This window comes from Pediococcus pentosaceus (assembly GCF_001437285.1).
Lineage (GTDB): Bacteria > Bacillota > Bacilli > Lactobacillales > Lactobacillaceae > Pediococcus > Pediococcus pentosaceus.
In genome coordinates, this window is sequence record NZ_JQBF01000005.1 from 80,052 (window position 1) to 106,873 (window position 26,822).

General features: G+C 36.5%; 25 protein-coding genes and 1 other annotated feature. All 25 genes read right to left on the reverse strand.

Annotation, left to right across the window (positions count from 1 at the left end):
* Positions 1-91: 91 nt before the first annotated feature.
* The 25 genes from IV86_RS06530 to rsmH all read right to left on the reverse strand — a co-directional run bounded on the left by IV86_RS06530 (position 92) and on the right by rsmH (position 26,818).
* On the reverse strand, positions 92-1,144 hold the full coding sequence (locus tag IV86_RS06530) for an AI-2E family transporter (protein WP_002833471.1): 1,053 nt from the start codon (positions 1,142-1,144) through the stop codon (positions 92-94).
* Positions 1,145-1,234: 90 nt separating this feature from the next.
* Positions 1,235-2,212 (reverse strand): ribose-phosphate diphosphokinase, encoded by a 978-nt coding sequence (locus IV86_RS06535; RefSeq protein WP_002833472.1) that lies wholly within the window; start codon positions 2,210-2,212, stop codon positions 1,235-1,237.
* A 68-nt stretch (positions 2,213-2,280) separates the two neighbouring features.
* Positions 2,281-4,725, reverse strand: a complete 2,445-nt coding sequence (recD2, locus tag IV86_RS06540; RefSeq protein ID WP_002833473.1) for an SF1B family DNA helicase RecD2 — start codon at positions 4,723-4,725, stop codon at positions 2,281-2,283.
* Positions 4,725-5,375 (reverse strand): tetratricopeptide repeat protein, encoded by a 651-nt coding sequence (locus IV86_RS06545; RefSeq protein ID WP_011673534.1) that lies wholly within the window; start codon positions 5,373-5,375, stop codon positions 4,725-4,727. The genes recD2 and IV86_RS06545 overlap by 1 nt, the downstream gene beginning before the upstream one ends.
* Positions 5,376-5,388: 13 nt before the next feature.
* Positions 5,389-6,063 (reverse strand): histidine phosphatase family protein, encoded by a 675-nt coding sequence (locus IV86_RS06550; protein WP_002833476.1) that lies wholly within the window; start codon positions 6,061-6,063, stop codon positions 5,389-5,391.
* A 106-nt stretch (positions 6,064-6,169) separates the two neighbouring features.
* A complete protein-coding gene (gene mnmA, locus IV86_RS06555; RefSeq protein ID WP_307724820.1) occupies positions 6,170-7,315 on the reverse strand; it encodes a tRNA 2-thiouridine(34) synthase MnmA in 1,146 nt (381 codons plus the stop codon).
* 109 nt (positions 7,316-7,424) lie between these two features.
* On the reverse strand, positions 7,425-7,766 hold the full coding sequence (locus IV86_RS06560) for a DUF1831 domain-containing protein (RefSeq protein WP_002833479.1): 342 nt from the start codon (positions 7,764-7,766) through the stop codon (positions 7,425-7,427).
* Between the two features lie 15 nt (positions 7,767-7,781).
* Positions 7,782-8,942, reverse strand: coding sequence for a cysteine desulfurase family protein (locus IV86_RS06565; protein WP_002833480.1), 1,161 nt, complete (start codon positions 8,940-8,942; stop codon positions 7,782-7,784).
* The gene (locus tag IV86_RS06570) at positions 8,942-9,643 is read right to left on the reverse strand and encodes a 5'-methylthioadenosine/adenosylhomocysteine nucleosidase (protein ID WP_002833481.1); all 702 of its coding nucleotides are present in this window, start codon (positions 9,641-9,643) and stop codon (positions 8,942-8,944) included. The genes IV86_RS06565 and IV86_RS06570 overlap by 1 nt, the downstream gene beginning before the upstream one ends.
* Before the next feature lie 11 nt (positions 9,644-9,654).
* Positions 9,655-9,915, reverse strand: coding sequence for a hypothetical protein (locus IV86_RS06575; protein WP_002833482.1), 261 nt, complete (start codon positions 9,913-9,915; stop codon positions 9,655-9,657).
* An 8-nt stretch (positions 9,916-9,923) separates the two neighbouring features.
* Positions 9,924-10,463: an NUDIX hydrolase gene (locus tag IV86_RS06580; protein ID WP_002833483.1), complete on the reverse strand. Its 540-nt coding sequence runs from the start codon at positions 10,461-10,463 to the stop codon at positions 9,924-9,926.
* 2 nt (positions 10,464-10,465) lie between these two features.
* Positions 10,466-10,675 (reverse strand): cold-shock protein, encoded by a 210-nt coding sequence (locus IV86_RS06585; RefSeq protein ID WP_002833484.1) that lies wholly within the window; start codon positions 10,673-10,675, stop codon positions 10,466-10,468.
* Between the two features lie 105 nt (positions 10,676-10,780).
* A complete protein-coding gene (ileS, locus tag IV86_RS06590; RefSeq protein WP_056979450.1) occupies positions 10,781-13,582 on the reverse strand; it encodes an isoleucine--tRNA ligase in 2,802 nt (933 codons plus the stop codon).
* 46 nt (positions 13,583-13,628) lie between these two features.
* Positions 13,629-13,843: a binding site (T-box leader), on the reverse strand.
* Positions 13,839-14,570, reverse strand: a complete 732-nt coding sequence (locus tag IV86_RS06595) for a DivIVA domain-containing protein (protein WP_002833486.1) — start codon at positions 14,568-14,570, stop codon at positions 13,839-13,841. Its footprint overlaps the feature before it by 5 nt.
* Before the next feature lie 23 nt (positions 14,571-14,593).
* Positions 14,594-15,379: a YlmH family RNA-binding protein gene (locus IV86_RS06600; protein WP_011673538.1), complete on the reverse strand. Its 786-nt coding sequence runs from the start codon at positions 15,377-15,379 to the stop codon at positions 14,594-14,596.
* 2 nt (positions 15,380-15,381) lie between these two features.
* Entirely contained in the window at positions 15,382-15,654 is a 273-nt protein-coding gene (locus IV86_RS06605; RefSeq protein WP_011673539.1) for a YggT family protein, read from the reverse strand.
* Positions 15,655-15,735: 81 nt separating this feature from the next.
* Positions 15,736-17,055 carry a cell division protein FtsZ gene (gene ftsZ, locus IV86_RS06610; RefSeq protein ID WP_002833489.1) on the reverse strand — a complete coding sequence of 440 codons (1,320 nt, stop codon included), beginning with the start codon at positions 17,053-17,055 and terminating at the stop codon, positions 15,736-15,738.
* A 21-nt stretch (positions 17,056-17,076) separates the two neighbouring features.
* The gene (gene ftsA, locus IV86_RS06615; RefSeq protein ID WP_056979451.1) at positions 17,077-18,438 is read right to left on the reverse strand and encodes a cell division protein FtsA; all 1,362 of its coding nucleotides are present in this window, start codon (positions 18,436-18,438) and stop codon (positions 17,077-17,079) included.
* Between the two features lie 297 nt (positions 18,439-18,735).
* Entirely contained in the window at positions 18,736-19,848 is a 1,113-nt protein-coding gene (locus tag IV86_RS06620) for a cell division protein FtsQ/DivIB (RefSeq protein ID WP_002833491.1), read from the reverse strand.
* Positions 19,849-19,862: 14 nt separating this feature from the next.
* On the reverse strand, positions 19,863-20,951 hold the full coding sequence (gene murG / locus IV86_RS06625) for an undecaprenyldiphospho-muramoylpentapeptide beta-N-acetylglucosaminyltransferase (protein ID WP_011673542.1): 1,089 nt from the start codon (positions 20,949-20,951) through the stop codon (positions 19,863-19,865).
* A 4-nt stretch (positions 20,952-20,955) separates the two neighbouring features.
* Complete coding sequence (gene murD, locus IV86_RS06630) at positions 20,956-22,323, reverse strand: UDP-N-acetylmuramoyl-L-alanine--D-glutamate ligase (RefSeq protein ID WP_056979452.1); 1,368 nt, start codon at positions 22,321-22,323, stop codon at positions 20,956-20,958.
* Positions 22,324-22,336: 13 nt separating this feature from the next.
* The gene (gene mraY, locus IV86_RS06635; RefSeq protein ID WP_002833494.1) at positions 22,337-23,293 is read right to left on the reverse strand and encodes a phospho-N-acetylmuramoyl-pentapeptide-transferase; all 957 of its coding nucleotides are present in this window, start codon (positions 23,291-23,293) and stop codon (positions 22,337-22,339) included.
* A gap of 16 nt (positions 23,294-23,309) precedes the next feature.
* Positions 23,310-25,475, reverse strand: a complete 2,166-nt coding sequence (locus IV86_RS06640) for a penicillin-binding transpeptidase domain-containing protein (RefSeq protein ID WP_002833495.1) — start codon at positions 25,473-25,475, stop codon at positions 23,310-23,312.
* Entirely contained in the window at positions 25,472-25,858 is a 387-nt protein-coding gene (gene ftsL, locus IV86_RS06645; RefSeq protein WP_002833496.1) for a cell division protein FtsL, read from the reverse strand. Before ftsL ends, IV86_RS06640 begins: the two co-directional genes overlap by 4 nt.
* A 15-nt stretch (positions 25,859-25,873) precedes the next feature.
* Positions 25,874-26,818 (reverse strand): 16S rRNA (cytosine(1402)-N(4))-methyltransferase RsmH, encoded by a 945-nt coding sequence (gene rsmH, locus IV86_RS06650; protein WP_002833497.1) that lies wholly within the window; start codon positions 26,816-26,818, stop codon positions 25,874-25,876.
* Positions 26,819-26,822: the final 4 nt, after the last annotated feature.

The following is a 26,822-nucleotide window of genomic DNA, read 5'->3' on the forward strand; positions in this document are numbered from 1 at the left end:
TTCAAAATCAATCAAATTAATTCAAAAAAATTCAATTTCGTTCATTTTACATCAAAAAAAGACGCCTATCACTTGATAGACGACTTCTAAATTATTCAATTTCACTTTCAATAACTTCTTTAGGGTTTCTAGGATGATGCTGCTTTAATTGAATTCCTAATAAATCAATGAAGAAAGCGACGGTAGGAATACCAACAATCAACCCCCAAGTTCCCAACATTTTTGCTCCAATAATTAAAGTAATGAAGGTTACAAAGACCGGCAAATCAGTGGCACCCGCCATCAACCTTGGGTGTAGAAAGTATGATTCAAAAAAGTGTATCAATATTACTAAACAAAGCACTTCTGCAATTGAGATAATACCATTGGCTGAAAAAGCAACAATTGACAAGGGGATTAATGAAATTAAAACTCCAGCAACGGGGACTAAACCTAGAACAAAGACAATAATAGCCATTAATAGTAGTTTAGGTACCCCAATTATCCATAAACCAATCACCATCAAACCGGTATTGATAATACAAATTACTAATTGGGTTTCAATTACCGTACCTAGTATCACTACGTACTTACGAAGTAAGTAGTATACATTTCCGAACATGATATCATACTTACTCTTTAAAATAGCATGCCCAAATTCACGTAAATGGTTGTAAGTTAAATTAAATACCATACTTAGAAATAACGCAATTATAACGTGTTCCGCAGCAATCCCGATCCTGCCAAGCTGATTTAACCCAGACATTGCGATGTATTGACTTCCTTTCACCGCTTGTGAGTTTCTATTTATCTCAGTAAGGATTGTTTGAACATAGTGGTTACTAAACGTATCACTGTCAATAGCATGTTTAATTAAAGAAGGAATTCCTTTTAATTGATCATAAATCATCGAGGCCGTAAAAGAAAAAACAAAGCCCGCAAAGGCCAGTAAAACAATATAAAAAATTATTGTACCAATTGGCTGACTAACCTTGGTGTATTTTCTAATCTTTTGAATTCCCACGTGTGACACAAAGGAAAAAATTACTACCAATAAAATTTGCGACATAAAATCTCTTAATAAAAATATTATCAATATTAGCGCTACTAGCGTTGCCCAAAGTTGAACAGATTTTTTATGCCATTGTTGAACTAATATATCCATTGAATTCCTCCAAATAAAAAGACCTGCACAAATTATAATCTGCAACAGATCTTAATCGAAAATTTAAAAAGTTATTTAACACTTATTTAATTATTTTTGGCTTTTAAATAATGGAGCAAGTGGTTCATTATCATAAATCATCTTAATTGCATTTCCTAAAAGTGGCCCTACAGATAATTCAACTAACTTATCAAATTTCTTATCAGCATCAATTCTAATTGAATCAGTAACAATGATTTTAGACAATTTAGATTCTTGTAAAATTTTAGGCGCATTATTAGAAAAGATTGCATGAGTTGCAGCACCATATACCTCAGTTGCTCCTGCGTTATGGAGGGCTTCCGCTGAAATCGTCAAGCGTGTTCCTGTGTCAATCATATCATCGACAACCAAAGCAATTTTATTTTTAACATTTCCAATGATTTCAGTCGGAATTTCATTAATACTTTCCACAGATTCTTCATTACGATTATCAATAATTGCAATGGGTGTGCCTAATAATTCAGCCATGGTTCTAGCTCTAGAAACACTAGCGTGATCAGGTGAAACTACAACCATATTTTCGACATCAAAACTCCCATCACTAAAATAACTTGCTAACAATGGAGCAGCGGCAAGATGGTCAACTGGAACATCGAAAAATCCTTGAATTTGTGGAGCATGTAAATCAAGCGTCAGAACACGAGTAATTGCATCATCTTCCAAAAGATTAGCAATCAATTTAGCTGTAATTGGTTCCCGTGAACGAGCTTTGCGATCCTGTCTAGAGTATCCATAATATGGAATAACAACATTAATTTGGCTAGCACTAGCACGACGCAAAGCATCAACCATAATTAATAATTCCATCAATGAATCATTAATAGGGTCTGAAATGGATTGAATTACATAAACTTCATCCCCACGAATACTTTCTTCAATATTTACTTGGATTTCGCCATCACTAAATTGCTTAATAGCAGCTTTTCCTAAAGGCATTCCCACCTCTGCAGCAATTTTTTCAGATAAAGCATGATTTGAATTCAAGGAGAATATTTTCATTCTTCTTTTTGTTTTACTTTCTTCCACAGCTGAACCTCCAATTATTATCTACCTATCATTATAGACAACTTAGGCTACACACTTCAAGATATTAACTAAATAAAATCATACGGGGTGACCCCTTCCATTCCAATCATTGGATCTACCTGTTCTTTTTGAACCATCGACGTAGTTAAATACTTTGGTTGCTCTACTTCCACTGGTGCTGACATTGATTGCTCTTGGTCAACTGGTTCTGATACTTGTATTTGGTTTACTTTTTCAGTTAAAACTTCTGCTTGCGGATTAATTCGGCGTTCTAAACTGGTATTTCGATTAGATGATTCATTGCTTACCGCTCTTTGGTAAGCATCAGGTTCACCCAACAAAATAATCGAATTGGACGCACGAGTTAGCCCTGTATATAAAAGGTTGCGTTGTAACATTCGATAGTATTGATGCACCATAGGCATAATCACCACCGGAAATTCACTACCTTGTGATTTATGAATCGAAATACAATATGCCAAGGTCAATTGTCCAAGGTCAGTTTTAGCATACGTAACCTCATTTCCATCATAGTCAACGACTAGATGAGCTCTGCCTTTGCCTTGCTTTTCCATAACGATTCCGGTAATTTCGCCAATATCACCATTAAAGATATTATTTTCAGGTGAATTAACCAATTGCAAAACTTTATCACCAATTCTAAAAGTTTGATTGCCAGATTCGATTTTCTTCGGTTTATCCGTTTGAGGTGGATTTAAAACTTTTTGTAGATGTCGGTTAATTTCATCTACTCCTGCACTACCTCGATACATCGGTGCTAAAACTTGAATATCATTCTTAGAAATCCCTTTATCTACAGCTTTTTGCGCGATTTGATCTATTGCGTCAACAACTTGATTAGCGTTGGCTAGAAAGAAGGATTTATCTTTTTTATTTTTGGTAAAATCTTTAGGTAATACCCCTTTTTGGATATCGTGGGCTAACTGAATAATCGATGAATCTTGTTCTTGACGATAAATTTTTGTCAATGAAATAGTTGGGATTTTACCACTTTTAATTAAATCATTAAATATTTGTCCTGGTCCAACTGATGGTAATTGGTCCTTATCCCCTACCAGTACCACTTGCATATCTGGATTAATGGCATTAACCAGCGTACTAAATAATCCGGTATCAACCATAGACATCTCGTCGATAACTAACAAATCGCCTTCAAGCTGCTTTATTTCATCATTCTGGAGATCGTCATTACCATTTAACCCTAGCAAACGATGAATAGTTTTGGCTGGTACATTCGTAACTTGGCTTAATCTTTTAGCTGCTCGACCGGTTGGAGCTGCTAACTGAATGGGGAATTTACTTTCCGTATATTCGTTAATATCCAACGAAATATCATTTAATTCTGCAAAGCTATTAATTAACCCCTTAACAATTGTAGTCTTCCCTGTCCCTGGGCCACCGGTAATAATTGTCAGAGGATGTGAAAGTGCAAGTTCAATCGCTGCATTCTGCGTATCATCATACTTTAAATTTAGATTCTTTTCAGCGGCTTTGATTGCCCGCCTAATACCTTTAACGTTCGAATTCGATTCACCGACCATGCGTTTAACGTTATAACTAATAGCGACTTCAGCATTATATAACCATTTCAGATAAATTTGGCCGTCCTCACCTACGACTTTTCCATCTTTACCTAGCTGTAAAACTTGATCTGCAATAGCTTCAGCATTTACAGCCGTACCTAAAAGCTTTCGGGCTTCTTGGAGTAACATATCTGCCAAAATATAAGTATCACCTGTGGCATTACACCAAGTTTTAATTGCTTCTAAAATTCCTGCTTGAATTCGTTTTTCAAAATCCGGTTTAATATTTAAGCTAGCAGCGATAGCATCAGCTCGTTTAAAACCAATATTTTCGATATCCTCGACCAATCGGTAGGGATTCTCTTCAATGATGTTAATTGCATCCTCATGGTATTTATTTACGATACTACTAGCAATTTTTCCTGTAATCCCCATATCACTGAGCTTTATAAGGATATCCTCTAATCCATTGGACTGGTCCAAAACCGATACAATCATATCAATTTGCTTTTCTTTAAGGTTTAGACCGTTTAAAACTCCAGGGTCTTTCTTAATTTCATTAAGTGCATCCGATCCCAAAGCTTCAACAATTTTTTCAGCGGTTTTCGTTCCAATTCCTTTGAATTGTGATCCCGACAAATATGTAACAACACCATCTTCTGTATTTGGCATAAACGCTCGATATTGATTAGCTTGAATTTGCATACCATACTTAGGATGTGCAATTAGTTTTCCATTAAATTGATACTTCTGTCCTTCTTGTACGTCACCAATATTTCCAGTAACAACAATCTGCTCTTCGGACCAGTCAAAATCATCTTCTTCTACAGTAACCAGGAGCACTTTAAATAAACTATCTGGGCTCTCAAAAAAGACCGCACTAATTTCACCAATCAGTTCGACCATCTTATTTTGAGACTGCTTTTTTGGGTCAGCATCGCCAAATAAATTCATTTTCTCAAATGCCATTAAACATCTTCCTTAGATTCACTTAGTAATTTATCGATATCAATTAATCGTTGTTTGCTACTTTCAAAATACGTTTTATCAATTTTTTTTGCTTGTTCAAAATAAATGTTTGTTTTCTTTTTAGTTAACGTCATTTCAACTACGCCACGGTTAAATAGTAACTTAGCTGTATTTTTATTTTCTAACGCCGCATCATAATACTTTTGGGCCCTTGGAGCATCCCCTAGGGCTAAATTAACATCACCCATTAATTCATTTGTATCAGCATCATGGGGATTCTGTTCTAACGCAGTTAGTCCAAAAGCAAAAGCTAATTTGTACTGACTTTGAGCATAGTAACCCTGAGCAATCATTAAATTAGCATCTTTTTTTAGATGTGCATCTTTAATAGTTTGAAATTCTACATTAGCCTTCTCATAGAGTCCAGATTCATAATAAACATTTCCCAAACCGTATGTTAATAAATCGACGCTATGCGAATCTTTAAATAAACCTCGAGCTTTTACTAAAAGTTCTTCAGCTTGGTCAAAACTTTGTTGTTTAACCAAAACCGTAGCTAACGCATAATAATTTTCAGCTTCTTGCGGATTTTGATCGATTTTATCAATCAAATCTTTAACTATATCTTGTTTTTTCTTATCTTCAGTCATTTTTTCACCTACATTAAATTACATCTGTTGGGTCAATGCGCTTCTTTAAGTAACTAGTATTATTCCAATCAACTAATTCAAAAGACTTTCCTAAGTCATTACTTGCTAGGACAGTCGTACTCGTATTGGCTAAACCGCCACGTTTCCTTAAATCAGTTAACGGAACCTCTAATAGTGAATTAATTAGAGCATTTAAAGCCGCTCCGTGGCTTACTATAATTACATTATCATTTTTAGCAGGATACTTTTCACAAATACGCAAAATAGTAGGTTTCATACGTTTTACTAAATGTTGAAAAGTTTCTCCCTTAATTTTGGTAGGATCATAACGATCTGGGTGGTTTCTGAATGCATCCACTTCATCTGTATATTCCCGCTCAACATCGACGAATTTCATTCCTTCCATAATACCTAGATTGAACTCTTTTAACCTACTAGAAATAGTAATTGGTGTTGGATAACCTTGTAATTCATCCAACTCATGTTGTAATGTCGTAGCTGTTACTCTAGCACGTCGTAAAGGACTGGCATAAATATGTTGAAATTTATTAGGTGCAAGAAAACTAGCTAATTGTGAAATTTCCGTGTAGCTTTCTTTCAATAGTGGAGAATCACCATTGGCACCTTGATAGCGTCCCTCTAAATTCCATTCTGTTTTACCGTGTCTAATAAAATATAATTTCGTCAAAATTCTTGTCCTTCTTTTACATAGTTACTAATAATTTTAACATTAAATGAATCCTAGGTTACCAAAAAACAAAAAAAGAACCAGACTAAGTCTGATTCTTTTTAAATTAGATGTATTGTAACATCTTCTTTTCACTATTGTATGCAGCATCAATGATTCCGCCACCAATACATTCCTCACCATCGTAAAGCACAAGTGCTTGTCCAGGAGTAATTGCACGAGCTGGATCATCAAAATCTACTGTAACTTTTGAAAAGTCTTCACTAAAATGAACTGTTACAGGTACATCTTGTGCACGATAACGGAACTTAGCTGTACAGCGGAAATCACGGCCTCGTTCTTCACCTAATTTATTCACAAAATGCATGTCAGATGCATCCAAACTAGCAGCATAAAGATGACTGTTTTTAAAACCTTGTCCAACGTACAAGATATTCTTAGAAAGATCCTTACCAACTACAAACCAAGGCTCGTTATTCTTAGATCCACCACCGATACCAAGTCCACGACGTTGTCCAATAGTATAGTACATTAAGCCAGCATGCTCACCCTTCACTTCACCATCGAGTGTCATCATCTTACCAGCCTTAGCTGGAAGATAATTTCCTAAGAATTCGCGGAAATTTTTCTCACCGATAAAGCAAATACCGACAGAATCCTTCTTATCATAAACTGATAGTCCAGCTTCTTCAGCAACCTTACGAACCTCAGGCTTAATCATTCCACCAAGTGGGAACATTACTCGATCTAACTGTTCAGCACTTAATTGACTTAAGAAGTATGTTTGATCCTTATTGCTATCTGTAGCTCGAAGGAGATGTTGGTGACCATTCTCATCACGCTCAACTTGGGCATAATGTCCAGTAGCTACGTAATCCGCACCTAAACTAATCGCATAGTCAAGGAAAGCTTTAAACTTAATTTCATTATTACAAATAACATCAGGATTTGGTGTACGTCCTTTTTTGTATTCATCTAAGAAATAAGTAAACACTCGGTCCCAATATTCCTTCTCAAAGTTAACAGAATAATAAGGAATACCAATCTTAGCTGCAACTTTTGCAACATCTTTATAATCTTCGGTAGCTGTACAATACCCATTTTCATCAGTATCATCCCAGTTTTTCATGAAAACACCTACTACATCGTATCCCTGCTGCTTTAGCAAGTATGCAACTACAGATGAATCCACACCACCACTCATACCAACAACGACACGTGTCTTACTGTTGTCAGTCATATTTATCACCATCATTTCTATCAGATTCTGGAGAATCTACGATTGAAGGTCGCATAAATCCAGTAAAATCCATTTTATACCAAACACTTATTAAATTCCACCATTAACAAAAAGTTAGTAACTATTTTTTAGCCAATACTTCTCTTTCAAGTAATTCTTGAATCAAAAAATGGTACTGTTCAACTAATGGTGCATCCTGTTCCCGACTAAAAATGTTAACACTTTGCATTCCATTAGCTGTGGTTGTACTCATTTTAAATCCAGAGAAATCTGGTTTAATCATTATCTTTAATTTAATCCCTTGGTTAAAGGGTGAAGTTGAATCTAACGAACGTTCTAAAACGAATGTCCCATTATTCTTAGTTGTGAATCCTAAGTCTAATAAAGTATATTTTTTTATATTAGCATTTAACGTGTAAATGACATTATCGCCCTTAACATTCACTTCTTTAGTAAAAGCCATCTGAACCCCTCGCTTCTATTTATTGCTTATTTGTTTTAATCGTTGTTCAATTGCTACAATCTGATCACACAGATACTCAATATCTTCTTCCGTAGTCTTTTTACCGAAGCTAATTCGAATCGATTCACTAATGCGAGGTGAATCCTCACCATACATCGCCGTCAATACATGTGATGGTTCTAAGCTTCCAGCGGTACAAGCTGATCCACCTGATATAGCGATTCCGGCAAGATCAAGGTTAGTTTGCATTACGTAAGTTGAAACTCCCTTCAACCAAATGTTAAAAACATGTTGGAGGTTGTTTTCATCTAACGAACCATTGATTTCAAATTCAATTTCATTTTCTTTTAAAGTTTGAATGATTTTTTGCTTAAAACCGGCATAACGAGCCTGCAATTGATTCTTTTGGTCTGCATCAAGCAAACTAACAGCCTTAGCAAATCCAGCAATATTGGCAACATTTTCTGTACCTGCACGCCGCTTGTCTTCTTGTTCGCCGCCTAATATAAAGCTATCGAAATTAACTTCGTTGTTTTTATACAAGAAGCCCATCATTTTTGGACCGTTCAACTTGTGGGCTGAAGTTGATAATAAATCAATGTGGTCACGCTTAACATCAATATCTACTAACCCGTAGGCTTGTACTGCATCGGTATGCAATACTGCTTGATGATTTTTCAATATTTCACCAATTTCATGAATTGGCATATGGCTACCAACTTCATTGTTACCAGTCATAATACTTACTAAGATTGTTTGGTCATCTAGCGCATTTTTAAATTCATCCAAACTAATCAATCCATTTTGATCGACCCCTAAATAAGTAACTTCAAATCCCATACTTTCTAAACGACGCATGGGGTTCAAAACTGATGGATGTTCAATTGCAGTAGTAATAATTTTTTTACCTTTATCTTGATTACGTAAAGCGACTTGTGTAATGGCAGTGTTATTACTCTCCGTGCCACCACTAGTAAAGATAATTTCATCATCATTCGCATGAATACTTTGTGCGATTATATGCCTAGCTTCGTCAAGTGTAGCTCGAGCTCGACGACCGAAGCCATGTAAACTAGATGCATTACCCCAGTTATTTAATAATTCATTAGATATTACTTCAACTACCGCGGCATCCGTTGGCGTTGTAGCTGCATTATCTAAATATACTTGTTGCATTATTTATTCCCTTCCATCTTAAATAAATCAATCAGCATTGATGCGGAGCGCTTTCCAGCGTCAATAATAAATTCGTCAAAAGAAACATCCGCATCATCACTACCGGTATCAGACATAGCACGTACCACAATAAATGGTTTGTCAAATTGATGAGCCACCTGTCCGACTGCCGCACCTTCCATTTCACAACATAAAGCATCTGGAAAGTTTTTTAGAATAGTTTTAACTTTATCAGCACTAGCAATAAATTGATCACCAGTAACAATTAGACCTTTTTTTGTATTTAAATTACGATTCTGAGCTGCTAATTCAAATTGATGAATCAATGACGCATCAGCCTTAAATCTAGCACTGTCTTGTTGTGGGAGTTGACCATATTCATAGCCAAATGCTGTTGCATCTACGTCGTGGTACGCCACTTCAGTTGATAGCACCACGTCTCCAACTTCTAGTCCTTCCCCAATTCCGCCTGCAGAACCTGAATGAATTAAGGCATCTGCGTTAAAATTGGTAACTAAAATTGCTGCTGTAATTCCAGCCTCAACTTTACCGATTCCCGAACGCACCAGAACTACATCTACATTACTAATTTTTCCTTCATAAAAAATGATTCCATTGATATTGGTTTCTTTTTCAAGTTCTAGCGTGTCAAGAAGCGTCTTAATTTCTTCTTCCATGGCACAAATTACACCATATTTCATACTTTACTCACCTATCCTACAAAAAATAAAATTAAGAAAACTAATATGATTCCAATTCCTAATCCTGCTATTGCGATGTTTAACTTCTTAGCCAATGCCCGGCTTTTTGCTTCCGACTGTTCGTCTGGATTGAAGCGCTGATCTTTAGTCTCACGCTGTTTTCTTTGGCTACGTGATAATTCTTCATCTACAGTTTGCTCTGCATCTATTTGTTCTGTTTCTTTTTGCAAACTCCTTTGATATTCAGCACGAGTTTGTTTTTTCTTATCCAAAGCCTCACCTACTTAATGTTAGCCTTCCAATAATAAATGGCTAAAATTGTTTTTGCATCTTCAATTTTACCTTCAGCGACAGCTTTTAATGCCTCATCCAATGAAAGTTCAAAAATATTTAAGTTTTCACCTTGATCACGAGGAAGTTCCTTAGTGACTTTCTTTAAATTGGTTGCTTTATACAAAGTCATATATTCATTTGAAAAGCCTGGAGCAGAATAAAAACCATTAATTTTTTCAATCTTCCCAGCTTCATAGCGTGTTTCTTCGTTCAACTCTCGTTTAGCTGTCTCAAGTAAATCTTCACCCGGTTCAACTTTACCAGCTGGGATTTCAATTGTTAACTTGCCAATTGGTGTACGCCATTGTTCTTCAAAGATCGCCTTACCGTCATTGGTTAAGGCTAAAACTCCCACAGCTCCTTGGTGCTTAACAACATCTCGATTAGCCAATTCGCCATCTGGTAATTTCACCGTTTGTTGATAAACATCAATAACTTCACCTTTATATCTTGAAATAGACTCTACTACTTTTTCTTCAAAACTCATTATTATTCAGCCTCCTCACGAAAAACTTTAACCGCGATTAATCCTTTGGGCCCATCTGCAAGCATTAACTTAACCTTTTCACCGACTTCTAAAGTTTTATAATCTTCAGATTGAATGACCGTGTAATGTGCGAATACTTTATCTCCACTAGCCGTTTCAATAAATCCATATCCTTTTTCTTTATCAAAGCTTTCTACTGTTCCAGTTTCCAAAATTTCAGCTCCCTTTTTATGTTTGTCATACTACCATCATAATGGTGGAAAACACTTCTGTAAATTAAAAATGATTAGGTTACTCGCCTAATCATTCTTAATTAATTATTTTTCTTCAAATCCTTCAGTAATTGCTTCAGGGTAATTTTCAGTAACGATTTGGGCACAACTAGCACATAGAGTTGCAAAATGTTCGTCTGAGCCAACATCAGTTTTTGTCATTCGGCAACGTTCGCAAACTTCCCCTTGAGCAGGTGTAATTTCGACTGCTAATTGATCGTCAAAAATTGCTGCATCTTTTGGAGCTTCTGATAATGCCTTTACTTCTAATTGTGAAACAATCAAAATCAAACGCAAGTCAACCCCTAGTCCATCTACTAATTGCTTAGTGGATTCGTCTAAGTATAAGGTAGCCTTAGCTTCCATTGATTTACCAATCATTTTACTATCACGAGCTTCTTCAAGCGCCTTTAATACATGTGAGCGCAGTTCCTTAATACTTTGCCATTTGCTTAGTAAATCTGCACCATCTGTATAGTTAGCAACTTCCGGCATTTCAGCTAATTGAACAAATTCTTCTGGTTCACGAAGGTATTCCCAAATTTCTTCTGCTGTATGTGGCAAAATTGGTGTAATTAATTTCGTCAATCCAACCAGAATTTCATAGAAAACAGTTTGCATAGAACGACGTTTTAAACTATTTTCAGGTTCAATATAAACGACATCTTTAGCGAAATCTAAATAAAATGCAGATAAATCCGTAATAATATAGTTCAACAATGTTTTGTAGATGTCGATGAAGTCATAGTTATCATATGAAGCACGAATCTTACTAATTAATTCATTGAACTGAACTAGCATATAACGGTCTTCTGGACGCAATTCATTATAATCTACGCCATTTTCCTTCGGATCAAAGTCAGAAGTATTTGCAAGTAAGTAGCGAACGGTATTGCGAATCTTCTTATATGATTCAGAGGCCTTTACAAAGTTTTCTTGAGAAACTCGAACGTCTGATGAAGAATCAATTGAAGAAACCCAGAGACGAATGATTTCAGCACCCATCTTCTTGTTAATTTCATCAGGAACAATGGTATTACCAAGTGATTTACTCATCTTATGGCCCTTACCATCTAAAGTAAATCCTTGTGAAATAACTTTTTTATAAGGAGCCTTGCCTGATACAGCCACGCTTGTAATCAAACTAGAATTGAACCAACCACGGTACTGATCAGAACCTTCCAATACCAGGTCAGCTGGGTATTCAAGATAATCGCGTTGTGCCAAAACCCCTTGATGAGATGACCCTGAATCAAACCAAACATCCATAATATCATTTTCTTTAGTAAACTCGCCATTTGGTGAATGCTCGTTGGAGTAGCCTTCTGGAAGAAGATCCTTTGCTTCCCATTGGAACCAAATATCCGAACCGTTCTTCTCGAATAAATCTGCAACATGGTTAATCGTTTCTTTTTCAAGAATTGGTGTACCATCTTCAGCATAGAAAATTGGCAAAGGAACTCCCCAAACACGTTGACGAGAGATGACCCAATCACCACGGTCCCGAATCATATTGTGAAGCCGCTTTTGACCCCAGTCAGGAAGAAATTCAACATCTTCAATAGCTTTCAAAATCTGATCACGAATCTTGTCTACAGATGCAAACCATTGAGGCGTTGCGCGGAAAATGATTGGTTTCTTAGTCCGCCAATCAAATGGATAACTATGCACATAGTCCATTTGTTTTAATAAAGCATTAGAAGCTTTTAATTTGTCCAATGCAATTGCATTAGCATCTTCATAAAAGACACCTTCAAAATCTGGTCCAGCTTCAGCTGTCATGTAGCCACGATCATCTACTGGTACAAAAATATCTAATCCATATTCCTTACCTACACGGAAGTCATCTTCACCAAAACCTGGTGCAGTATGAACTAACCCAGTTCCAGAATCCAAAGTAACAAAATCACCTAACATAACAACTAGTTCGCGATCGTTATCAAATGGATGGATAGCCTTGATACGGTCTAATTCACGGCCACGGATAACTTGAAGGGTTTGAACATCTTCCCAACCAAATTGTTCCGCAGCATAATTTAAACGATCTGTAGCAATCACAAATTTACGATCTTCACCGGCTGGTTGAACAACTGAATAATCAAAACCAGCATCAATCGTAATTCCTTCTGAAGCTGGGATTGTCCAAGGTGTCGTTGTCCAAACTACAAAATAAGTGTTTTCATCAAGAACGCCTTTTCCGTCACTAACTTTTTCTGCGTAAAATGCAGATGGTGAAGTAACATCATGATATTCTACTTCTGCTTCGGCCATCGCTGATTCAGATGACCATGACCAGAATACCGGCTTCTTACCACGATAAATTAATCCGAGCTCGGCCATTCGACCAAATGTTCTAATTTCTTGTGCTTCAAATTCCGGATTAAGTGTCAAATATGGATGATCCCATTCAGCAGAAATACCTAAACGTTTAAAATCAGTACGTTGTTTATCAACCTGTTTTAACGCATATTCATGACATAGCTTTCTAAAATCAGCTGTAGACATTTTTTTTCTGTCATAGCCTTCCTTAGTAAGCTGTTGTTCAATTGGAAGTCCATGGGTATCCCAGCCGGGAACGAACGGGCTTCTAAAACCACTCATTGACTTGTAACGAACAATAATATCTTTTGAAATCTTATTCATGGCATGTCCCATATGAATATTTCCATTTGCATATGGAGGCCCATCATGTAAAACGAAGGATGGTTTGCCTTCATTTAATTTTTGACGTTGTTCATAAATTTTATTTTCAGCCCAGATATCTTCACGTTTTTGCTCATTAACTGGAAGATTTCCACGCATTTTAAATTTTGTTTTTCCAAGGTTTAATGTATCTTTAACTCGCACTAAAACCACTCGCCTTTCCAAGTAAAATAAAAAGACTCCATCCCTTAACAGGGACGAAGTCTTCGCGGTACCACCCAAATTTAAAGACCATTAAATGGTCTTCCTCTTTGTAGCACTTAACGGTTGCCAACCGACTAGATTTACTGAATTTCAATCTAGCACTCAAAAGTGATCAACCTTCAAATTACATACTGACCTCCCACCGTCGTCAGCTCGCTAAGATGCTACATTTTGAAGATTCTTCTTTTTTAACGTTTTATTCTTTTGGTTTAACATGGAATCCTTCACTAGTTGGATTACCATTCTCATTATTGTAGTCTTCTGGGAAAACTACAACGGTTTGTTGATCATCTTGTACTTCAGGTTCAACTGCTGGAGTATCTGGAGTAACTTCGACAACTTCTTCTGAGTGTACACTCTCATCTTGGAAGTTGTCAAGCGTACCACTATTACGCATGGCTTCTTTAATTTCACCAATGGTGAGTAGTTCATCTGAACTAAGCAGATTATCCCAGTCGCGTCCCTTAATCATTTGAAGTTGTGACTCTAGTAAAACTTCAAATTTTTGACGGAAACTACGAGCTTGCTTCTTCAAATCATCAGTAGCAATTACAACCTTTTGAGCTTTACCAGCCGCTTCACCGATGTAACTATCAGCTTTCTTATGAGCCGCATCAATTACTGACTTAGCCTCTTTCTGGGCTTCTTTAGAAGTAAATTCGGCTTCGCGTTTTGAACTGATTTTGACTTTATCAGCTGCATCTTGTGCCACCATAATTGACTTATTGAGGGATTCTTTCATCTCATCAAAATAATCAATTCGACTTTTAGCCTCGTTAAGTTGTGAACGAAGTGTATCGATTTCATCATGAAGACGACGCTGTTCAAACGCAACTTCGTCTAAAAATTCATCAACTTCGACTGGATTGTATCCTCGCATTTTATTTGAAAATTGTTTTTGTTGTATATCTTGTGGTTCAATTGACATTTTAATAAAACCCCCATAACTCACTATCTAGTTTTGATTATATCCAGCTGGATCTTAAGTTTATCTTTTTTTGTTTTTCCAAGAATATCAACAAGTTTTATCCTACCATATTTTCGAACTGAAATAACATCATTTAACGCAATTAAAGTATCAGCTTTCTCATCAATCATCCAATTTAATTGAACTAAACGTTTTTCAATCAGTTCTTTCACTCGATGACGAGAGATCGAAAATCCTGTTGAAATAATTGAATCCATTCTTAAAGATGCTACAGTCTGGTTAACAGGCTCCCAATCATCTTGAACTTTTAAAATATCATTTGTTGAAGTAGGAATCAATTTAACTTTTATTTTACCAATTCGATCAATTTCATTTAAAAAGAAATTTTCTAATTCTCCATTGACAGCAAATTGCCAGCGTTCTGCTTGATGAACTATATCACCAAAAGTACTTCGTTTAATACCAGCATTAACCAATGTTCCTAAAATCTGACGATGTTCTAAATCTGTAAAATTAATTGGATAATTAATTTCAAAGATTCTAACAGAAAAATCATCTTCCGCAGGAACAAAATAATCTGGTGTAATCAATGCTCGCTTATTTTCTGCCTCGCTAAAGCCTCCATTAAAATAAACCTTTAGTTCAGGAAATCGATTAACTAGGGTTTGGAGAATATGTTGTTCTCGGGGATTTAAAAAATTAGTTAAAATTGGACGATTTTGATCTAAAGCCTCTTGGAGTGAAGATGAAAAGCTCTCAATTAATTCCTGCTCTTCTTTTCTAAAATGCTGTGTAATTTGATTATCCATAGTTAAATTACACCAAGCATTAAGGTTTCAAGAAAAACTAATCCATTTGCACACAGTTCAAGAACTAACAAAGCTAATATCGGCGAAAAATCTATTCCAAAGATAGGTGGAATAAATCTAAACCAACTCATATAAGGCTGACAAATTTTAGTAAGCAACTTTCCCAAGCCGGATTGATAAGCTCCTGGAAGCCAAGACATCAAAACCCACACAAAGATTGCTAACATATACAATTGAATGGCCCAATGTAACAATTGGAAGATTACTGTAATCATTATTTTCTATCACTCATTTCAATATTTTGTCCTAATTGCAATAAACGGGCTTGAGCTTAGCCCAAACCCTTTTATTATATTTTATTTGCCGCGACGTTTGAAAAATGGAGGTGTATCCAATGAATCATCGTCAGAGCTAATGTTGTTATTATCGTTAAAAGCGTTGAATTCTTTCTTTTCAACATTTCTAAAACTATCGTTATCGCGTGAAGTAGGACGAACCCCATTTGAAGCATTTGATTGACGTAATTGCCAGTCACCAAATGGATCATTAGCAGCTTGAGTAGGTTGTTCACTATTAGATGACGTGTTTAAACTTTCTGTAGAACCAGCACCGCGAATTTCAGTATTATTTGAAACATTTGTTGTAGTAGTATTTACGCTACTGCTTGGTGTTTCAAAAGAGGTGCGTGCTGGTTGACGGTGTAAAGACGCTCTACCAGCTTTTTTATCAATACCTGTAGCAATTACAGTTACTCGTACCCCATCTTGTAAATCATTATCAATAGAAGTACCGAAGATGATATTTACATCATCATTAGCTGCTTCCGTAACAATTTGTGAAGCTGCTTGTGCTTCAAATAATGAAAGGTCTGGACCACCAGTAATATTAAGAAGAACTTGTTCAGCACCATCAATTGATGTTTCGAGCAGTGGCGATGAAATAGCCTTCTTTGTAGCCTCTTCTGTTCTGTTTTCGCCGCTAGCTGAGCCAATTCCCATAAGAGCTGAGCCTTGATTTTGCATAACTGTCTTAACATCAGCGAAGTCCAAGTTAACGTAGCCAGGTGATGTAATCAAATCAGAGATACCTTGAACACCTTGACGTAATACATTATCAGCTTCGTTAAATGCTTCCATCATTGGAGTTTTCTTATCAACTAAATCTAGTAAGCGGTTATTAGCAATGATAATAAGCGTATCAACATGTTCTTTAAGATTTGCAACACCTTCTGCTGCAAATCGAGCACGTTTAGGTCCTTCAAATGTAAATGGACGTGTTACCACACCCACCGTTAAAGCACCTTGCTCTTTGGCAATTTGAGCTACCATAGGTGCAGCACCTGTACCGGTACCACCACCCATTCCTGCTGTAACAAAAATCATATCTGCTCCTTCAAGAGCAGAGGAAATGGTTTGTTGACTTTCTTCAGCGGCCTTAGCACCAACATCAGGTGTTGAACCGGCTCCTAGACCTTTAGTTAACTTAGGTCCTAATTGAATCTTAACGTCTGCGTTTGAAGCTTGTAAAGCTTGAACGTCAGTGTTAGCAACGATAAATTCTACTCCCTTTACGCCTTCAGCGATCATGCGGTTAACGGCATTCCCACCACCGCCACCAACACCAATTACCTTGATGTTTGCGCCTGTACTTTTACTTTCGTCCATTGAAAATTCCATGTTAATTCCTCCATCGATTAGTTAGTCAAAGAAATCACTAAACCATTTTTTGATACCATCGAAGCGATTTGAGTTTGCTGTGCTTGATGATGAATTATTAGTTGTTGGCTTAGGCCGTTCTTGTTGTGATTCGGGATGTCTCTCTGATGATTTTGTGCGTTGTTTAAATTTAGGCTTTTCATCAACAACATCATCTTGCGGTGTTTCTGATACGGTTCTTTCGCTTGAAACCATTGCTGTTTTAGCTAAAATCTCAACATCGCTCATGCGACCTTCATAATTCAAAATAGCAAGAGCTTGCGCAAAAGCAGGATGTCTTAGACCCATTTGATCTGGAACATATAGTTTAGCATTTGTTTCAAAAATTCTTTCAACTAACGTTTCGATTCCAGGAAGGGCAGCTCCCCCGCCGGTAATGACGACACCACCCGGCATATCCAGAGCCCCTACTTTTTCTAATTGTTTTTTTATGTTAGTTAATATTTGTTCCATTCGAGCTTCAATAATTTCACTTAAATATTTCTCAGTAACTGCAACCGGTTCATTTTGACCAACAACATTTACTGGAAATGCATCACTACTTGCTTGATCAGCAACAGCATAACCATACTGTTGTTTAATTTGTTCTGCATTATCTAACGAAGTATTTAATACTACCGAGATATCTTTAGTTACAAATTGTCCGCCTTCTTGTTCAACGAACGTGTACTTAAGATGATGATCATGGATCACAGCGGCAGTTGATTGTCCTGCACCCAAATCAAGAGTAATCGTACCAAAATCTTGTTCACCATCATTTAAAATTGTTCTGCCAAGAGCCAGTGGACTAACGACTACATCTACTAATCCTAAACCGGCTTGACGGATTGCGCTCTTTAAATTATGAATAATGGTCTTAGGACCAGTAATCAATCCCCCATTCATCTCAAGTCGAACACCGACCATTCCACGAGGGTCTTTAATGCCATCAAAACCATCAACGATAAATTCGTCAGGTAAAACATCAACCACTTCCTGTTCGGGAGGAAGATTATGTACTGAAGCTGCATTTGAAACTTCAACTACATCTTGATTTCCAATCTCCCTTGAGCTATCTGAGATAGCTATCATACCTCTGACAGGTTCTATTCTTAATAAATTAGCTGGAATACCAGCTACTACGTCGTGGATTTGAATATTTGCCTTGCGTTCTGCAGACTCAACGGCCCTTTTAATTGCAATTGAGGCTTTGTCGATATCAACAATAACACCACGATTTACACCATCTGAGGGCTCTCTTCCCACACCAATAACGTTCATTTGTCCTTTGACATATTCAGCAACAATAACTTTTATTGAGGTGGTTCCAATATCCAGTCCAACGTAAATTCCTGAATTATCCATAATAAAGGAACCTCCTAGTCGTTTAACCGTTTCTTATATATATATTCATCACATATATTAAACAGTTTACCATATTAATATCAATTCTTGTATAAAAATAGGAAATACTTATTCATAAACAATTATTTTTTTAATCAGCTCCAAAACTGATAGTTTTTCAATTAAAAAACTTATTCTAACGCAACCAATAGCACTTAAAAATCGTTTGACCCTTTAGTGGATTAAACGATTTTTATCTGAGAGCATCTTATCCATCTTAAGTTTCAATTTGATGTTAAGAATAAATTAACAGATTTATTAATCTATATCTTGTTGAGTATTTACTGTACTTTCAGCATTTGAGCTTTCTAAGTCTTCTTTACTTTGTGAGCTTGCTGAATTAATTGTTTCGGTTGAATCTGCTGAACCACTGGTAGAATCGGCACTTTCACTATTTTGTGTCATTTGTTCCTGCTTTTTAGCTTTGCTACTAGATTCGGCACTTTTAGACGATTCACTGGCTGCTTTAGCCTCATCTGTCCAACCGCTAGGTCTAGAAAAAGCTCCTACTTGTAAATCAACCATTCCCCGTTCTTTCATACTTGCTGAAATTTCGGGGTAATACTTCATTTTTTTAGCAAATGTACTCATAATAGCGTACACTTGATTTCCATCATTCATGAAAAAATGTAGACGATCCTTAACATTTTTAGTCGGTGAAAAATCGACTTCTGCTACATCATTTTGAACACTATTTGGCATCTGGGCATATTCCTTCAAAAACTTTTTAAGTGTACTATTTTCTTGGAAATTTCTGAAGATTGGGTAATCCGAACTTGGTTGACTAACACTCTTCCTAACAACCGAACCATCTTGTTTTACGGTGTAATAAGTCTTGTTTCTTATTACATATCCCATGACCGCGTTTTCTTTAACTTTAATTTTAACTTTGCCACTCCATGAAATGGATACGGTAGCATCTTTGATGTCTGTATTTTTCTTTAAAAGATTATTTTCAAATTTTCCTTCCTTAAATACGGAAGTTAAAATTACATCATTTTTTTTGATAGACACATTTTTTAAAATTTTAGCAGTGGAAACACGCTTATTACCGCTTACACTAAATTTTTGAACTCGACTAATTGAAGAATAAAAATAACCAAAAAATAAGGCGATCACTATCAACGTACTTCCAATTAATATTCCCAGTTTTTGTCTGGAAAGCCGTTGTTCTTTTACTATTCTTTTGGTGCCTTTTTTATTTGATTTTTTAACCTTGTTTCGATTATTTCTTCTAAAAGAAGCTTGAGGTTCGCGTGGATTTTTCGAAGTGGCTTTGCGTTTCCGCTTAAATCTGCTTCTACTATTTGCATTATGTTCTTTTTGATATTTGGCCCACGGAGTTAATTCTTCATCCTTCTTCTTTTTCATCTTACTACCTATATCTACTTACTAACCGATTTCAAAACATCATAAAGATTTTCAGCAGCACGTGGTTGACCCATTTTCTTAGCGTTTTCTGCCATTACGTTTCGAAATTTCTGATCTAGCATCAATGTATCAAGCGTATTAATCAATGCTTCGGAAGTAAGATCACTTTCTTTGATAATCTCTGCTGCATCATTATTAACCAGACTCATTGCATTTTTTGTTTGATGATCATTGGTTACATATGGGCTAGGAATTAAAATTGACGGTATTCCTAAAGAAGTAATTTCTGCTAAACTAGTTGCTCCAGCTCGCCCCACAATTACTTCCATATTGGAAAGAATTTCTGGCATATTTGCAATGTAAGGTAAAATAGCTATTTTGCCTTGATATTTAGCCAAATCAATATCTTTGGTTAAACGTTCGAAATGAACTCTTCCTGTTACAAATATTGTTTGATATGGACGTTCCATTAATTCTTCCAAGGTGTCGATAGTGACCTGATTAATCTTCTCAGCTCCACGGCTTCCACCAAAAATCAATACGGTAGGCACCTTATCGTCTAGACCAAATTGACTTAGTCCACTTGGTTTAATCTGTGCTACTTCAGTAGCGCGAGGATTACCAGTTAACACAACTTTCTTGGTAGGAAATTGACTTGCAGCCGCCTCAAACGAAATAGCAATTTTTTTAACGAACTTACTCAAAAACTTGTTGGTAACGCCAACCACACTATTTTGTTCGTGAATCACAGTAGGTACACCCATCATACTAGCTGCAAATACAACCGCACCACTAACGTAGCCCCCCGTTCCCAAGACTACATCTGGTTTAAATTCCTTAACCATCTTACGCGCTTTAACCACGCTACTTAAGAAAAGTCCGATTGTCTTAAAATTTTCAAGTGAAAGTGAACGTTTGAATCCTTGGATATTTATGGTTTTAAAATCAATTCCACTGTCTGGGACAATTTTACTTTCTAATCCCTTACTTGTACCAACGTACAAAATCTGTGAATCAGGTTCACTTTGTTTAACTTGTTTAATCAGTGCTAGGGCTGGATAAATATGTCCACCAGTTCCACCACCAGAAACCATCAGTCTCATTTAATTATTCCCCTTTATGTAAATTTTGAACTGCTGCAATAAATTCGTCACCACGTTCTTCAAATGTTTTGTATTGATCCCAACTAGCCGCTGCCGGTGAAAGTAAGATAATATCCCCTTCTTTACTATCTTGATACGCTATTTCAACCGATTCACTTACTCTAGAACTATCTTTAATTACTGAAATACCGGCTTTTTGAGCTATTTTTTTGAATTTCTCAGCAGTTTCGCCATTAACAATAACTTCTTTTACATTTGGCTCTAAGTCTGGAATTAAACGATCTAAATCGTCATGTCGGTCTAATCCACCTGCAATTAATATCACTGGTTTTTTAAAAGAACGTAAGGCTACTTGGGTAGCTTCGATATCAGTTGCTTTAGAATCATTATAGAATTGACGCCCATTGAGGTTTTCAACATATTGAATTCGATGTTTTACTCCACCAAAAGTTGTCAAAACTTGTTTAATATGAGCTGTGCTGACTTTTTCGATTTTAGCTACTGCGATAGCGGCTAGTGCATTTTCGACATTTTGTTCACCAGGAATTCCAATTTCATCGGCTTCTATAATTAATTCATCTTTAAAATAAAGTTTGCCTTCAATTTCGTACGCACCGCTCTTAGTCAGTCCTTGACGTGAAAACGGAACTACTTTCGCCTGAGTTCTTTTAGCTAGTTCTTGCCATTCAGTATTATCCCAATTGATTACCAAGAAATCGTTCTTGGTCTGATTCTTAGTAATATTCATCTTGTCATTAACGTAGTTTTCACGTGTTTTGTGCCAGTCTAAGTGACTAGCAAAAATGTTATTCAAAACTGCAATATGTGGATGAAGTCGATCAATACCAGCTAACATAAAACTAGATAATTCCATCACTATTTCATCTTCTGCAGTGGCCTTTTGAGCAACTGTTGTAGCAGGAACTCCAATATTTCCGGCAACATAAGCATGTTTTTTATTATCGTCAAGCATCAATTGAATTAGCGTTGTTACGGTTGTTTTCCCATTACTTCCTGTAACCCCGATCAACTCACTATCCATTACCCAGTATGCTAATTCCGGTTCAGAAACAATTTTTATACCTCTGGCTTGGGCGTCGACTAGAACGGGATTCGTATAAGGAATGCCCGGATTTTTAACAATCAACTCAATTTTATTTTGACTTAAAATATTGGTTGGATGTTCCCCTAGTACCATCTGGATACCTTTGTTCTCAAGCTTTTCAATTAATTCTTGTGGCTGGTTAGCGTTAGCATCATTAACTAAAACATTTGCTCTTAATCTATGTAATAAAAGAGCGGCGCTTACTCCGCTCTTGGCCATTCCTAAAACTAGAACATTTTTATTTTCCAAATCTTCTACTGACTTCATCATTAAAGACTCCCTATAAAATACTAATTAACGTAATTATGGATCCGATTAAACCAACTATCCAAAATACAATATCTACTTTCCATTCGCTCCAACCTAACATTTCAAAATGATGATGAATCGGACTCATTTTAAAAATACGATGTCCAGTTAATTTAAAAGAAAGTACTTGGAGAATAACACTTAAAGTTTCTAGTACAAAAACAATCCCGATTAAAATCAATGATAATTCCTGATTTAAAAGAATTGAGACAGCTGCCAAAGCTCCCCCTAAGGCAAGAGATCCCATATCACCCATAAAAATTTTAGCTGGTTTATGGTTAAAAACTAAGAATCCTAGCATTGAGCCCACTACTGCCATACAGAAAATCATTACTGGAATATTTTGTTGGTGAGCTGCAATAATTGCATACGTTCCAAAAGCAATCGTCGATAATCCTGCTACTAATCCATCTAATCCATCTGAAAGATTTACGGCATTGGAAAATCCAGTTAACCAGAAAATAACAAACAATGCATACCAGCCGCCTAGGTGCCAAATACCTAAGCCAGGGATATTTAATTGTAATGCCACTCCAGTCTCCTTAATCACTAGAAAGAAAATTAGTCCTCCAATAATTTGTCCTAAAAGCTTTTGCCAAGCTTTAAAACCTTCATTTTGGCGCTTTAACAACTTAATACTATCATCCCAGCAACCAATCAATCCAAATTCAACTAAAACAAAAAGTAACATTAAAAGGCTCACTTTTGCCCCGTGGAAAATCACACCAGTTACTAAACTAGCAATAATGATAGCAATGATAAACACCATTCCACCCATGGTTGGTGTTCCAGATTTTTTTTGATGCCATTTAGGTCCCTCTTCACGAATCATCTGTCCTTCATTCCGGACTCTAAAGTAATTTATAAATTGGGGCATCCCCACTAATGTTACTAGCGCACCTAGTATTAAAGCTGTTCCATTAATCATTTTTCTCTCCTAATCTCTACTTCTTAAGACTTACAGTCATGGTCATGCCAGATTTTATTGGACCACCCTTGGCCACCGATTGCCCAGAAACAAAACCATTCCCGCTATATTTCACATCAATATCAAACATGTTAGCTAATTTTATAACATCATTTTTTGACCACCCTGTAAGATCAGGCATAGTTATGGTTCCACCAGTGTCTAAGATAATTCGTTGCCCCACTAGAATACTACTTCCTGCACTCTCGGACTGTTCTTTAACAGTTTGCCCATTTCCTAATGTAACAACTGCCACATTCTTCTTACCCAATTCTTTTTTGGCTTCAGAAGCATCCTTGCCAACTAAATTAGGTACTTCAATTGAGCTGTCGAGCTTTGACTTATCAGTTTCCTTATCCTGTTCAAGGGCTTGTTTCATCACTGGACCAAATATTTCATCAAGTAATTGTGTGGCAGTTTTATCTTTGAGCACTGGCTTTTTCATCGTAATGTACATTATGTACTTAGGATTTTTGGCCGGGGCCATCCCAGCGACTGAATACAGATAACTGTCATCGCCCATTGAATATCCTCCACTTGCATTCGCAACTTGGGCAGTACCTGTTTTAGCTGCAATTTTATAACCTTTAATTTTGAAGTTTGAGCCGATACCATATGGTTTGTATACTACATCCTCCATTAGTTTTCGAACCTTTTTAGCAGTACTAGCCTTAATTGGCCGTCCTACATCTTTTGTCTTCATTTTATAAGTTGTTTTACCAGTATTCGGATCAACTACCTTTTTGATAAATTGAGGCTTAACCATTTTTCCATTATTAGCAACTGCTGTAAAACCTTGTAACATCTGGATTGCGGTCACATTGATTGCTTGACCGAAAGCTGTATTAGCTTGTTCAATCGGATAGTCGAATTGAATACTACCTTTAGATTCGCTTTCCAAACCAGAATTAGTGGATTGCAACAGTTTAAAACGATTAATGTATTTCTTCCATGTCTTAGCTCCCATATTTTGTTCTAAGTGAGCCATAGCGACGTTACTTGATAAGGCAAATCCTTTTGCGTAACTAATTACGCCCCACCCTTCTGTCTTCCAATCTGGAACAACTTTACCATCGATGGTATAGGTTCCAGAACGATAAGTGGCATCCGAGTCAAAATTACCACTATCAATGGCCGCAGAAGTAGTAAAGATTTTCATGGTTGAACCTGGTTCAAAAGTATCCTGAACTAGCGCATTATTCCATGCTTTAGAAAGTCCTTTTTTAGTTGAAGCATTAAAGGTTGGTCGTTGTGTTGTGGCTAAAATTGCTCCCGTTTTGGCATTCATAATTGTTGCGCTAATTGCCTGTGATTCCGATTCTGATTGAACCTTACTTACCACATTTTCCATGATGTTTTGTAAACGCTGGTCAATAGTAGTATAGATTGTGCTTCCGTCGCGTGCTGGACGCTCAGTCTGGGATCCTGGGAGCTGGTAGCCAAACTTATCTTTTTGCAACGATTGTTCACCATCAGTCCCCGTTAAAGTTTTGTTACTCATTTTTTCAATTCCCATAACGCCAGAAAGTTGAGTCGCATCATTTTCCTTTTGTTGAGATTGTTGAGCAAATCCAATCAAATTTGAAGCAAAAGTTCCATTGGGATATAACCGAGCTTCAGATGAAACAAAGTTAATTCCGTTTAATTTTTCTTTTTCTATTTTTTCTTTAGTCGCCACAGAAATATTGCTTCCCGCATTTCCAAATTCAACTTGGAACGTTTTACTATTGCTGGGACTAAGAGTTTTTAAAGCCTTGTGATAGCTAATTGGTAGATATTTGCTAAGTACTTTAGCCGTCTTTTTCTTATTGGTGACATAAAGTGGCTTGTTATTTGCTCCTACCTGCTTCTTACTTACAACTGCGTAAACTGAATATGTACTTGTGTCTTCGGCAATCGGATTGCCATTCGTATCTAAAATAGATCCTCTTTTGGCTTTAATTGTTTTATTATCGGTATACAAACGCTTTGCTTGACTACTTAAGTTAACACTTTCGACAGTGCCACTTACGGCAATATAAGAAAAGCGCCCAACAATAACTATAAATACTCCAATCACAATCAATAATAGCCATTTACCAAACATTTTCCGATTGTGTTGAGTTTCCGTAGTACCAGTTGTTCGCTTTTTTCGGTTCATCATTTATTTACATTCCTTATATTCTCAGAGTTGAGAGAAAGGCCTGCCTTTTTAGCAATTTTGTTCAACCGACTTTGGTCAGACAATTGATTAATTTCCTGTTCCATAATCGTATTTTTACTTGATAAGGCCGTCGCTTTCTCTTGAGTTGTTTCAAGATTATGTTGTGCAGTAGATAATCCTATTTTACCAGAAACAACTGTTAGCATTAACCCCACTAGAATAAAACCACAAATTGTTATCAAAATCTTTTCAAATTTTGAAAGTGGTAATTGCCTAGCAGTTACAACCTCACGTGCTCTTTTTAATTCTTTTTCACTAATGCCCGTAATTACTGTGTCGTTAATTAATTTTGTTCTACGGCCAGCATAATTATTTTGAGCCATTGGCGTCTATCCCTTCTATAACTTTTCGATAATTCTTAGTTTTGCGCTATGTGATCTTCTGTTTTCTTCAAGTTCATCTTCAGAAGGAATAATCGGCTTCCTATTGATCAACTTGTATTTTGGTTTCATATCATCTGGGATAATTGGCAGTCCAGCCGGTAAATCACCAATCTCAGTTTGTTCTTTAAACATTCTCTTTACTAACCGATCTTCTAATGATTGGAAAGTAATAACCGAAATACGTCCTGCTGGATTCAAAATTTGTAGGGCTTGTTCCAATGATTCTTCTAAAGCACCCAATTCATCATTAACCGCAATTCGAATGGCCTGGAAAATCTTTTTAGCAGGATGTCCACCCGTTCGCCTTGCTGCCGCCGGGATTGCGCTTTTAATTAAATCGGCTAGTTCACCAGTAGTTTCAATGGGCTTTTCTTCGCGAGTACTTTCAATTTTTCGAGCAACTTGCTTAGAATATTTTTCTTCTCCGTATCTAAAGAAAATTCGTACTAAATCGTTATAGCTCCATTCATTAACAACTTCTCTAGCATTCAATTTTTGAGTTTGATCCATACGCATGTCTAAAGGAGCATCAAATCGATAACTAAATCCTCGTTCTGCATCGTCAAACTGGGGTGATGAAACGCCTAAATCGTATAAAACGCCATCAACTCCATCAATCCCCAAGTGGTTTAATTCATTCTTTAAATTACGAAAATTTGATTTTACAAAAGTAACTTGTCCCTTAGCAACATATTCTGCTAAATTTTTTTGATTGTAATCAATTGCCGTTTGATCTTGGTCAAATGAATAGAGGTGACCATTTTCTCCCAACTTAGACAAAATTAGTCTACTATGTCCACCGCCACCTAGGGTGCAGTCTACATAAATACCATCTTCTTTTACATCTAAGCCGTTAACGGTCTCTTCTAAGAGAACCGTTGTATGTTTAAATTCCGTCATATTT